This window comes from Rhodococcus sp. BH4 (genome assembly GCF_002079265.1).
Classification (GTDB): Bacteria; Actinomycetota; Actinomycetes; order Mycobacteriales; family Mycobacteriaceae; genus Rhodococcus_F; species Rhodococcus_F qingshengii.
Genome location: NZ_CP014941.1, coordinates 4105830 through 4117958, shown reverse-complemented (window position 1 = coordinate 4117958; position 12129 = coordinate 4105830). Strand labels below are relative to the sequence as shown.

The window sequence follows — 12129 nt, the reverse complement described above, 5'->3', positions numbered from 1 at the left end:
GGGCGCCTACTCCGCGATGACAGCGTGCGGGTAGTCCGACGAGCGGTGCTGGAAACGTGTGATGGCGGGATTCACGATGACGCCGTCCCGGATTTCGATGGCCCGATCGACGGTCTCGTCTGCCTTCCAGGCCGTCTCTCCTGCCATCACAGTGGGCAGGTAGGGAAGAAGTGATTCGCTGATCTCCCACGACGCGGAGTTCCACAGGTACGACGGGCTGTGATCGACGCCGTAGTAAGTGATGTTGTCACCGACGATGAAGGTCGGATCCGCGAACGAGGTGGGACGAGCCCAGCTGAACCCCATGCCTTCGTCGCACGAGACGTCGACGATGAGGCTTCCCGGTTGGAAGTCCATGAGATCTTCCTCGGTCAGGAACGTCAGTGGGGCGTCCGTGTTCTGCAGTACGCAGTTGACGACGATGTCGTGCTCGGCCAAGAAGCCGGGCACCGGCACGCTGTGGTTGTCGAGCATGACGTGGCTGCCACGGACGTCACCGTTGTTGTTGTCGAACGAGACCATGCGCGCCGAGTGGATGGGGGAGCTGACCGCGGTGACTCCACGCTGGGTGAGGACGTCCACTTCGTGGATACCGTGCGCCTTGAGTGCTGTGACCGCGCCGCGTGCAGTGGCTCCGAAACCGATCACGGCAGCGGTGAGACGCCGGCCGTAATCACCGGTGGAACCGATCAACTGCAGGGCGTGCAGTACCGAGCAATAACCGGCGAGCTCGTTGTTCTTGTGGAACACATGCAGATTGAACGATCCGTCGCTGTGCCAGAAGTTCATGGCCTCGAAGGCGATGAGAGTCAGTTTCTTGTCGATCGCGATCTGTGTCAGTTCGGTGTCCTGGACACAGTGCGGCCAGCCCCAGAGAACCTGACCTGATCGTAGTTCGGCGAGGTCACGCACCAACGGCTTCGGTAGCAGAACCACATCGGTTTCCGCCAAAATCTGCTTGCGCGTGCGGATTCCGGCAACGAGGCGCGAGAGGTAGTCGTCGGAGTAGCCGAAGGGGTGGCCGTAGCCTTCTTCGAGGTAGATCCGAGAACGTAGTTCGGCATCGATGCGATCGAAATGCGCAGGATGGATCGGCAACCGGCGTTCTGCCGGTTTGCTCGACTGTCCGATGACTCCAAGGGTGCGTGCGTTGTTCAATTGTGTATCTCTCGATAGGAGCAGGTAGAGATGTCAGGCAGGAGCCTGAGGGACTAGCAGAAGCCGCAGGAACGCTGGCAGATTGCCTCGGCCAGGACCGCGTGAAAGCGTGCTGGCTGCGCTGCTGTCGATCGCCGACGGCAACAGAAAGGCGCGTCGGTATGTGCTCAGTCTAGTCCGGAACGGCCCTCGCCCGGTGGCCGGGCGCTGTGTTGTGCTCCGCTGACGTGTGGCTACTGCTCGCGCAGGCGTGAATCCAGTACGGCCAGTTGGATTTTGCTGGCGTCCGCGTGTACCTGACGTCCTTTGTCGGTGACGTCGACGAAGACTCCGCGCCGGTCGGCCTCGCACAGTGCTCGCTGAACCAGTCCGGCCTTCTCGAGACGGGCCACGCTACGGGAGAGCGCGCTGGGACTCAGGTACATCTCCGAGGCAAGCTCCTGCATGCGTGGACGTTCGCACGTGGCGTCCATGAGTCGGTCGAGAGCCTCGAAGTCGCTCATGCTCAGCCCATGCGCCGACTGCATCTGGCGATCGAGTTCGCACGCGATGTCGTTGTAGCTGGTCGACAGCGAGCGCCAGGTGTTGCGCAATTCGGATTCCGACGTCACGACCGCATTCTAGTTGAAGACTCGATTACGTGCAATTGCATTAAATGCTTGTGCATTATGTGCATGTGCATCTATTCTCGCTGACGTGACTTGCACAGACTCGACACTCAAACCATTCGATTCGCCGGACGCCCCGGTTTCTACGGAATCCTCGGATCCGGCCACAGGGGAGGGCTGGTCCCTCAAGCTGTGGGGCATCCTCGCGGTTCTCTGCCTCGTGTTGTTCCTCGACGGTCTCGATGTGTCGATGGTGGGCGTCGCGCTTCCGTCCATCGGCAATGAACTGGGCCTGTCCACTACCTCGCTGCAGTGGATCATCAACGGCTACGTCCTCGGATTCGGCGGCCTGTTGCTACTCGGTGGACGTACCGCCGATCTTCTCGGGCGCAGGAAGGTCTTCCTGATCGCACTGACCGTGTTCGCAATCGCCTCGCTGGTCGGTGGCCTTGTCGACAACGGAACACTGCTGATCGCATCACGATTCGTGAAGGGATTGGCTGCGGCCTTCACCGCTCCGACCGCAATGTCCATTCTCACCACGACGTTCAAGGAAGGTCCGGCCCGTAACCGTGCGCTGTCGGTGTTCTCCGTGTTCGGCGCCAGTGGTTACTCGTCCGGTCTGATCCTCGGTGGGCTGTTGACCAGTGCCGGTTGGCGATTCACGTTCCTGATGCCGGTTCCGTTTGCCGTCATCGCGCTGATCGGTGGGTACTTCCTCATTCCGCGGGACCGTCCCGCAGATACCGGGGGACACGATCTCGTCGGCGCCGTCACCCTGGTGACGGGAATGCTTCTCACGGTGTACACGATGGTTTCGGCTCCGACCCGTGGATGGGCACACCCGATGACGCTGGGTTCGTTCGCCGTCGCAGCCGTGCTTCTGGCGACGTTCCTCTTCGTGGAGAAGAAGGTGGCGCATCCGCTTGTGCGACTTGGGCTTCTGCGCGTCGGCACTATCGTTCGTGCGAATCTGGCCATCATCGCGCTCTTCGGTTCCTACCTGAGCTTCCAGTTCATGATGACGATCTTCCTGCAGTCGGCCCTCGGCTGGTCGCCCCTGAAGATGGCGATGGCACTGCTCCCCGCGGGCATCATCGTCGCCTTCGGATCACCGTTCGTCGGACGGCTGGTCGACCTGTACGGCAGTGCCAAGCTCATCATCGCGGCACTGACCTCGCTCAGCGTCGGGTACCTCTGGTTCCTCTTCGCGGGCAGCGATTCACCGTCGTACGTCGTGGCGATTCTGCCGAGCGTCATCCTGCTCGGACTCGGATTCGCGCTGGGGTACACCTCGATCATGGCCCAGGCCACCTCGGGTGTCGACGACTCGGAGCAGGGTTTGGCGTCCGGGCTGGTGAACACCTCCGCTCAGGTCGGTGCGGCGCTCGTGCTCGCTCTGACCACTGCCCTCGTGACCGCTGGATCGCACACCGCGTCCGGCGCCGGTACCGCCGGATTCGAGCAGTTCCATCCCGGACTGATCCTGGTCACCGGGGTCGCGCTGGTGGGCTTGGCGATCACCGTCTCGCCGCTGGTACGTGGAAGGTCGCAGCGGGAAAGATCCGTGCGTGAAATGCGCGCTGAGGAAGAAAAGGAATTGGCCGAGGTCAACTAAATACTCGCTTTATCCGCGAATGCGCTCGGCCGCGTAGGGGACAATCCTGCGCGGCCGAGTTGCTGTGTCTGAACTATCGCGTGGCAGATTTCAGGGCAGCGTCTTTCAGTGCTACGTCGAAGGTCGTCGACGTAGCTTGCGAACCGAGAATCAAGGCAAGGCGCACCAACATGGCTTCGCGGTCGGACGGATCAGCCTGATCCAGTGCGTTCGACAGTGCCAACCAGACGTGTTCGCGGTGGCCCTCGTCGTCGACCACCGCAGTTGTCGCCGACTGTGCCGTTTCGAAGTGCGTCGGCGCAGTGCCGGCGGTGAGGTGTTTGGCCAAGTCGTTCAATTGCGTGGGATCGCTGATGCGGCACAGCACCAATCCGTCGGGCCGAATCACGAAGATCTCGCCGACACGAGCGCCGAGGGCAGATGCGAGATTGCCTTCGGCATCGGGAACCGTGGAGTCGGTAGTTCCCACGGTGATCACGCGTACGGTTTCCGGTGCAAGGGCCTGAGCAAGGATTTCGGCTTGCGTGTCGAGTTCGGATACCAGCTCAGCTGACAGTCCGAAAGCCAGCAGGCCGAATCCAGTACCGCGCAGACTGTTCAAGGAGGTAGATGAACCGTCCGCCGAGACCTGGACGACCCTGTCTTCCAACGGATCGCCGGGTAGTACGCCCTCGGCGCCCGCAGCTGTCGGCCACGTCAGCGGGGAGAGCCGGGCGTGCGTCGCACTCGACTGGCGCGGGTTGATGAGGTGCGCGAATTCGCTTCGCTTGGTGGCGAGTTCGAGTACGGCATCGCGGGTGGTCCGGTAGCCGTGACTTCCCGGCGACATGATGAGCGTCGACTTGCCTGCGTTGTCGACGTTCTGCTGCCACGCGCTGCGACGTTCCTTCGAATACGCGTCGAGGATGGTGGAATCGGCAGCTCCGTTGATGACGGCGGCTAGTTGCCACACCAAGGTCTCGGCGTCTTCCATGCCCGAGTTCAGGCCGCGAACACCGAAGATCGGAACGAGATGCGCGGCGTCGCCGGCAAAAAGCACACGGCCGTGAGTGAAATCTTCCAGAGCGAGTGCGTGGGCGCGGTAGAAGCCGAACCATTCCAGGGTCCAGGGGATGTCGCTCTGGAGCCATTCGAGGTGACGCGTGATGCGGTCACGGATGCGATCTTCTTGCGTCTCCGCTTCCGGATCGTCCGAGGCGTCGAGCTGGTAGTCGATGCGCCAGATGTCCCGTGGTTGGCGATGCATGATGATCGTGGACCCCGGGTTGCTGGGTGCGTCGAACCACACCAGACGCTCGGCCGGGAGTTCCGATTCCCAATGAATGTCGGCAATGACGTAGTTGCCCTCGTAGCTGTTGCCCTGCAAGCGGATTCCGCTGAGTTCGCGCATCTTGCTGCGTCCACCATCGGCGGCAACGACCCACGCCGCGCGCAGTTCGCGGGTTCCGAACGCGGTGTCGACGGTCAGAGTCACCTCGTTGTCACCGACGGAGATGCCGGCGATCGACGACGACCAGTGGAAGTTCACCAGTGGGTGAGCGAGCAGCTTGTCGGTCATGATCTGCTCGAACTCGGATTGCGAGACGTTGACCATGGGTCCACGCGCGTCGTGCTCGGCGGATGCCATGCGGAACTGCAGTACTTCCTGATCGCGGTAGTAACTCCGACCACCCACCCACGGCAGAACGAGGTCTTCGAGCTCGGCACCGAAGCCGAGGCGTTCGGCAACTTCGAGGCTGTGGCGTGACACGCAGATCGCGCGACTGCCGAACGAGACCTGATCGGCCGCTTCGAGAATCGTGACGGCAATGCCGCGCTGCGCCAAGCCCATGGCTACGCCCATGCCGACGGGGCCGGCTCCGACGATCACGACGGGAAGTGCGTCGGCCGAAGGCGCCAGGGAGGCGAAGTCCTCGGGTGCGTACTTCTTCGGATGAAAGTAGGTCGACATGGTCACGAGGCTTTCTGTGCGGCAGTGTTTTTCGGGATCAATTGAGGTTCCGGGAGCAGCAGGATGGAAACCAGGCTGATCACGGCAATGATCACGAAGTAGGCGGTGATGGCGAACGAGGTGTCGAAGGCGGCGTAGAGCGCGGTGGCGATCATCGGGGCCAGACCGCCGCCGAGGATTGCGCCGATCTGGTAGCCGAGTGACGCTCCGCTGTAGCGGATGTGTGCGGGAAACAATTCGGCGAACAGTGCCGCTTGTGGGCCGGCGCAGCAGCCGAGCGTGAAGCCGAGGGCGATCATCGATACGAGCATCACCGGAACGATCGCTGTGTCGATCAGCGGAAAGAACACCGCTGCCGCCACTACCAGGGTGATCGAACTGCGGATGTAGACGGTCCGGCGTCCGAGAGTGTCCGACTTGTGAGCGCTGAAAGCCATTCCCGCCATCCAGAACGGGCAGGATGCGATGAGAAGAAAGAGCATCGTGGTCTTGCTGAAGCCGAGTTCGGTCTCGCCGTACTTGAGGACGTAAACCATGTACGCGTACGCGATTCCGTTGGTGGCGATGAAGGTTCCACCGGCGAGGAGCACAGTCTTCCAGTGTCTGGTGAGAACCTCGAGAATCGGCATGGACTCCGCCGGTGCCTCGGACTTCGACGCGGTGAACTCGTCACTTTCCTCGAGGCCGAGACGGATCCACATCGCAACGCCCACCAGAACTGCGCTGAGCAGGAACGGGATTCGCCATCCCCAGGAGTTGAATGCATCGTCGTCCATGAAGGCGGCGAGGGGGAGATAGACGAGATTGGCCACCAGTACGCCTGCGGGAACACCGATTTGTGGTGCGCTGCCGTACAGCCCCTTCCTGCCCTCGGGTGCGTTTTCGGTGGCGACCAGAACTGCGCCGCCCCACTCGCCGCCGACACCGAGTCCCTGAACGAATCGCAAGGTCACCAGGAGTATGGGGGCAAAGACGCCGATAGCGGCGTAGTTGGGTAGCAGCCCGATGGCAACGGTGGCGCAGCCCATCAGCATCAACGAGGTGACCAACATGGATTTGCGTCCGATGCGGTCGCCGAAGTGGCCCATCACGATTCCGCCGATGGGACGCGCGACGAATCCGACGGCGAGGGTGGCGAAGGCGGCGAGGGTGCCGGCCAGATCGGACGTGCCGGGGAAGAACTGCTTGCCGAGCACGAGTGCGGCGGCGGTGCCGTAGATGAAGAAGTCGTACCACTCGATGGCGGTGCCGACAAAGCTGCCGAGGGCGGCCTTACGCGCCTTGACCGTCGCGGCGGCGCGCGTTGCGGTCGGTGAGGCGATGGAGGTCATGAAGTGCCTTTCGAGATGAATGTGGCTTGAAGAAACAATGACGTGCGCCACAACAATTGAAAAGCGAAAGAATTGGAGGTTCTTGCACGGAAAATACGTGGAACCAGCTCCGCTGCCTGGTAGCGGGACTATTGGGCAGGTTCTGAGGGTGAAACGAATTCTATGAAAGCGCGTGCGACGCGGCTGAGGCGAGTGTTCTGGTGCCAAGCGAGAACTACGTGCACCGACGGCACTGCGGGGGAAGCGATGGTCTTGACGACCACCTCGAGCCCCTCGTACGTGACGTCGATCTTGGGCCGCTGGAGTAGCAGCGTCCAGCCGAGGCCACGGCCGACAAATGCCCTCGCCGTCTCGAAGTTCGCAGTTCTGTAGGCAACCTTCGGGGCGAATCCGCCTGCGCGACAGACGTCGAGCGCGTGTTTGGTGCTCGGCGGCGCGTCGAGGAGAACCATCGGGTGTTCCGCGAGGTCCGGAAGATGGATCGGTCGCTCGGACCGCGCGAGTGGGTGTTCTGCACCCAGGACGATCAAGGGTTCGCGGATGGCCAACGGAACTGTGCGCAATTGTGGAGACAGGTCCAGGTCGTAAGCGATCGCGAGGTCCAACTCGCCGTTCTCGAGATGTGTCTGGAGCCGATTCTGAGTGTCCTCGCGGAACTCCACCTGCGCGTCAGGATTCTCACGGGTGAACCCGGCGATCATCGACGGCAACACCGTCGGCCCCAGAGCGGGATAACAGCCGATCGCTATGGGCCCCGACACGCTTCCGCCGGTTCCGAGCGCATCGGATTCGAGTTCCCCGGCTTGCTGAAGTAGCGCCCGGGCGCGCACCAGAACCGCTTCACCGGTGCGGGTGAGTTGAATGCCGAATGAGCGACGGCGAACGCACAGTTGAACTTTGAGCGCGCGTTCGAGTTCGGTGAGCGCCGCGGACAGGGCGGAAGGAGAGAGGTGCAGGCGCTCGGCCGCGGCACTGATCGTTCCGGTCTCGGCTACCGCGACAAACGCGGCCAGCTGACGCATCGTGTACGTGGGAGCAGGATCGATGCGAGGCATGAGATCGACAGTAGTCGGGTAGATTGCCCTGAATATTTTGGTGTGGCACCGTGAAGAGGTCGACGATCAATCGCTGACCTGCGTCTTCGTGGTGCCCCCGGCAGGATTCGAACCTGCGACCTTTCGCTCCGGAGGCGAACGCTCTATCCCCTGAGCTACGGGGGCGCACCGAATACTCGGTGTGCCGATTGGGCTGCGTTAGCGTAGCGCATCACGGGGGGACAAGACCAAACCGGCACCCGCCTCGGCATGGCGTCGTCGCGGGAGGTAGTCGAGGATGCGGCCGGGGACCATGGTCGTCGAATCATCTGTACCGACTGACTCGGATGCTTTTTACGCCTAGGCTCGGCTCTGAGCACAGGCTCGGGCGGACTGCTCGGGCACCCTCGTGAGGTACGGGAGTCGTTGATGACCGATCACCACTATTCCGAAGACCAGCTCGCGCTCGACCTGAAGTGGTGGGCAGCGGCCAACTATCTGACCGTCGCGCAGATCTATCTGAAGGACAACACGCTTCTGCGGGAACCGTTGCGTGCCGAGCACATCAAGCCCCGACTGCTCGGGCACTGGGGGACCAGCCCCGGCTTGTCGATGATCTACACGCTCCTCAATCGGCACATCGTCGCCACCGGCGCAGACTGGCTGTACGTGACCGGTCCCGGGCACGGCGGTCCGGCGCTGGTCGCGTCGACGTATCTCGAGGGAACGTACTCGGAGATCTATCCTGAAGTCTCGGACGACGCCGAGGGCATCCACCGGATGTGTCGGCGATTCTCCGCTCCCGGCGGAGTGCCCAGCCATGTGAGTGTGCAGACACCCGGAAGCATCCACGAAGGCGGCGAGCTCGGCTACGCCCTTGCCCATGCGGCCGGCGCTGCCTTCGATCATCCGAACCTCGTGGTGGCCTGTGTGATCGGCGACGGCGAAGCGGAGACCGGGCCGTTGTCCGGTTCGTGGAAGCTCCCGGCGTTCCTGAATCCACGACGCGACGGCGCGGTGCTGCCGATCCTGCACGTGAACGGTGCCAAGATCGCCGGGCCGACGGTCTACGGACGCAGCAGCGACGAAGACATCCAGGCCTATCTTGGTGGACAGGGGTGGGCGCCGATCGTCGTCTCCGGTGACGACCCCGACGCGGTGTTTCCTCAGCTGTATCAAGCGATCTCGCAGGCGTACGAGAAGATCCGCGAGATGCAGGGTGCCGCACGCCGCGGAGAGGAGTGGACGGGTTCGTGGCCGGCAATCGTGTTGCGGACGCCGAAAGGATGGACCGGTCCACACACCGTCGACGGAATCTTGGTCGAGGGCACACATCGTGCGCACCAGGTGCCGTTGTCCGGCGTGCGAAGCAACGAATCACATCTGCGGCAACTCGAAGAGTGGATGCGGTCGTACCGTCCGGACGAGTTGTTTGACGCCAACGGATCACTGGCCGCGGAACTGGCGGCGCTCTCGCCGACGGGGGACAAGCGCATGGGGAGCACTCCCTACGCGAACGGTGGACGACTTCGCGTCGATCTCCCGATGCCGCCGCTCGAAAAGTACGCGCTTCCCATCCAATCCCCGGGTTCGACCTTCCACGAGACGACGCGAGTTCTCGGCGAGCTTCTGCGCGACATCTACGCCGCCACGGAAACCGAGGACAGCGGCGGGAACTTCCGACTCTTCTGTCCGGACGAGACGTCGAGCAATCGCCTCGGCGCCGTATTCGAGACAACCGATCGCTGCTGGCAACTGCCGATCACCGACTACGACGACGGGCTGTCCGCGGACGGTCGTGTCATGGAGGTCCTCAGCGAGCACCTCTGCGAGGGATGGCTCGAGGGCTATCTGCTGTCGGGCCGACACGGGATGTTCGCGAGCTACGAAGCATTTGCGATGGTGAGCGTGTCGATGCTCATCCAGCACGCCAAGTGGCTCCAACATGCCGTCGACCTGCCGTGGCGGGCGTCCGTCGCTTCGCTCAACGTGCTGTTGACCAGTACGTGCTGGCGCAACGACCACAACGGATTCAGTCATCAGGGCCCCGGCATGATCGACGCCGTTATTCCCTTGGCACCCAGTGTGATCCGCGTGTGGCTGCCACCGGATTCCAACACCTTGCTCTCGATCTCGGACCACTGCCTGCGTAGTACCGACCACGTCAACCTGATAGTCGTGGACAAGCAACCGCACCTGCAGTACCTCACGCTCGAGCAAGCGCACGAGCACTGCGCGACGGGCGCTTCGGTCTGGGAATGGGCCGGAACTGAGGCTCGCGGACAGGAACCGGACGTGGTCCTGGCCGCCGCGGGAGATGTGCCGACGCAGGAGATCCTGGCTGCTGCACAGTTGCTGCGCGATCACACACCCGAACTGATCACCCGCGTCGTCAACGTCGTCGATCTGATGGCCTTGCTGACGCCCATCGAGCATCCCCACGGATTCGGGGAGCGGGTCTTTCTCGATCTGTTCTCCGCGCAGACCGACGTCGTGTTCGCATTCCACGGATACTCGCGTGCCGTGCACGAACTGATTCACGGGCGTCCGAGTCCCGAGCGCTTCCACGTTCGCGGATTCAGTGAACAGGGAACAACCACAACACCGTTCGACATGGTCGTCCTCAACAAGATGAGCCGCTACCACCTGGTGATCGAGGCGCTACGACGCTCCAAGCGTCGGCCGGCCGGGGCGTCCGAGTTGGCGGAGTTCTGCCGCACACAACTCGAAAAGCACTCGCGTTACATCGTCGAGCACCTCGAAGACATGCCGGAAGTAGAAAACTGGACCTGGTCCTGAAATTCAGGACCAGGCCCAGTTGGGTCTGAACATTCTCGGCTCAGTTCAGTTCTGCTCAGTTCATGGGCAGTGGCATTGCGCCGCGAGCTGCCAACATGTCGGTCATCAGCTTGGACTCGCTCTGCTGCGTGTTGACCATCGTCTGCGCCAGGCTGCGCACCGGCCCCTCGGTGGCGTCGGCTGCTGCGTACTCCATCATCGGAAGCCCACCTTCGTGGTGACGAAGCATCAGCTGCAGGAACAAGGTGTCGAGTTGCAGACCTTCCGCTGCGCGGAGAGCCGCAAGGTCCTCGGGGGACGCCATGCCGGGCATGGTGTCGACCGGCCCGGAATGACTCATGTCCATCGTGGCCGAAGTCCCGTGCGATCCATGGCCGGAGCCCGAATCCGACGACATCCACTCCATGTACGGGCCCACCTTGGACAGCGGCTGATCCCACATGGTCAGCCACGCCTGCATCTGACCGAGCTGGTTCTGCTGCGTGGTCAAGATGTCGAACGCCAGCGTGCGTACGTCGTTGTCCGTGGACTTCGTCAGGGCGATGGACGCCATGTCGACGGCCTGGCTGTGATGCACGCTCATGTCCTGCGCGAAGCCCACGTCCACCGAATCCGAAGCCGGAACGGTCAGTGACGACTTCGCATCGGGTCCGAGGAGGTTGGTCAGTGCGCCGAGCGCAAAACCGACGGCGATCGCGCCGATCAGACCGATGATCAGCAGTGCGGTGCGCTGACTCGGCTTCGAAGACTGATCGGTGTTCGTCGAACTATCCACCGGCGGGAATCTGTTCGTCGGTGGCCGGGGTAGCGCCCGTGCCGTCCATCTGGATGGCGTCGGCGCCCGGAGGTGTCGGATCGAACGGCGACGTCGACGGAGTGAACAGCGGGTTGGTGCAGCTCGCGCCGACCTCGGGGTAGACGTTCGGGTTCTGGTTCAGCGCAGTGATGAACTGATCGATGCGATCGTCGTCGGCCTTGTCGATCTCGAGGCGATGGCCCCACGACTGCAGAGAAATGGGGCTGCTCTGACCGGGGTACGGCGACATCAGCATGTAGGACTTGCCGTTCACGCGTCCGGCGAGACTGTCGATCTGGTCCTGGTCGACGAGATCGGGGTTGTACGTGATCCAGATGGCGCCGTGCTCGAGCGAGTGGACGGCGTTCTCGGTGCGAATCGGGTCGGCGTACACGGTTCCGGTGCAGTTAGCCCAGGTGGCGTCGTGCGGGCCACCGAACGGCGGGGTCTGGTCGTACGCCACGCGCTGAGTGGAATCGACGTGCTGGCCGGCCGGGTACTCGATCTTGAGGACGCCGTCGATCTTGTCGGACGGATCCTTGTTCTCGGAGCTGTACTTGTACGGCTCGAGGGCCTGCCGCTCCTCGACCTTGGGCCACAGATTGATACCGAGCACGGCGATGAGTGCGAGCACAGCCACACCGGCGCCGATCGACAGCCAGGGGATCTGGCGGGGAGCGGGGACGCCGCCCTTGCCCTTCTTGGCCGGCCGACTGTTCTTGTTGGCGGCCTTGATGGCCTTGGCTGATTTGGCCCCGGAGTTCTTGTTGGGACCGCGACTATCGGAACCGCTTGGCATCGATTGGGCTCTTTCGGTGTGTGGGCTTGAGGTGT

General features: G+C 62.7%; 9 protein-coding genes and 1 tRNA gene. 2 read left to right on the top strand and 8 right to left on the bottom strand.

The features are described from left to right. Positions 1 to 6: 6 nt before the first annotated feature. Complete coding sequence (locus A0W34_RS18900) at positions 7 to 1158, bottom strand: N(5)-(carboxyethyl)ornithine synthase (RefSeq protein ID WP_007726175.1); 1152 nt, start codon at positions 1156 to 1158, stop codon at positions 7 to 9. Between the two features lie 233 nt (positions 1159 to 1391). After that, positions 1392 to 1769 (bottom strand): MarR family winged helix-turn-helix transcriptional regulator, encoded by a 378-nt coding sequence (locus tag A0W34_RS18895; RefSeq protein ID WP_003941367.1) that lies wholly within the window; start codon positions 1767 to 1769, stop codon positions 1392 to 1394. Between the two features lie 85 nt (positions 1770 to 1854). Here A0W34_RS18895 and A0W34_RS18890 point away from each other — a divergent pair, with 85 nt between their 5' ends. Next, the gene (locus A0W34_RS18890) at positions 1855 to 3384 is read left to right on the top strand and encodes an MFS transporter (protein WP_081558080.1); all 1530 of its coding nucleotides are present in this window, start codon (positions 1855 to 1857) and stop codon (positions 3382 to 3384) included. 73 nt (positions 3385 to 3457) lie between these two features. Here the strand turns inward: A0W34_RS18890 and A0W34_RS18885 are convergent, their stop codons facing one another. The 4 genes from A0W34_RS18885 to A0W34_RS18870 all read right to left on the bottom strand — a co-directional run bounded on the left by A0W34_RS18885 (position 3458) and on the right by A0W34_RS18870 (position 7886). Further along, positions 3458 to 5335: an FAD-dependent monooxygenase gene (locus A0W34_RS18885; protein ID WP_081558831.1), complete on the bottom strand. Its 1878-nt coding sequence runs from the start codon at positions 5333 to 5335 to the stop codon at positions 3458 to 3460. 2 nt (positions 5336 to 5337) lie between these two features. Further along, positions 5338 to 6666, bottom strand: a complete 1329-nt coding sequence (locus A0W34_RS18880; RefSeq protein WP_007726181.1) for an MFS transporter — start codon at positions 6664 to 6666, stop codon at positions 5338 to 5340. Between the two features lie 128 nt (positions 6667 to 6794). Then, positions 6795 to 7721 (bottom strand): LysR substrate-binding domain-containing protein, encoded by a 927-nt coding sequence (locus tag A0W34_RS18875; protein ID WP_042445544.1) that lies wholly within the window; start codon positions 7719 to 7721, stop codon positions 6795 to 6797. Between the two features lie 89 nt (positions 7722 to 7810). Next, positions 7811 to 7886, bottom strand: a tRNA-Arg gene (locus tag A0W34_RS18870). Between the two features lie 243 nt (positions 7887 to 8129). Here A0W34_RS18870 and A0W34_RS18865 point away from each other — a divergent pair. Then, positions 8130 to 10499 carry a phosphoketolase family protein gene (locus A0W34_RS18865; RefSeq protein ID WP_081558079.1) on the top strand — a complete coding sequence of 790 codons (2370 nt, stop codon included), beginning with the start codon at positions 8130 to 8132 and terminating at the stop codon, positions 10497 to 10499. 55 nt (positions 10500 to 10554) lie between these two features. Here the strand turns inward: A0W34_RS18865 and A0W34_RS18860 are convergent, their stop codons facing one another. Both A0W34_RS18860 and A0W34_RS18855 read right to left on the bottom strand, forming a co-directional pair. Then, positions 10555 to 11274 carry a DUF305 domain-containing protein gene (locus tag A0W34_RS18860; RefSeq protein WP_047270160.1) on the bottom strand — a complete coding sequence of 240 codons (720 nt, stop codon included), beginning with the start codon at positions 11272 to 11274 and terminating at the stop codon, positions 10555 to 10557. Beyond that, on the bottom strand, positions 11267 to 12094 hold the full coding sequence (locus A0W34_RS18855; RefSeq protein ID WP_003941378.1) for a DUF3105 domain-containing protein: 828 nt from the start codon (positions 12092 to 12094) through the stop codon (positions 11267 to 11269). The genes A0W34_RS18860 and A0W34_RS18855 overlap by 8 nt, the downstream gene beginning before the upstream one ends. Positions 12095 to 12129: the final 35 nt, after the last annotated feature.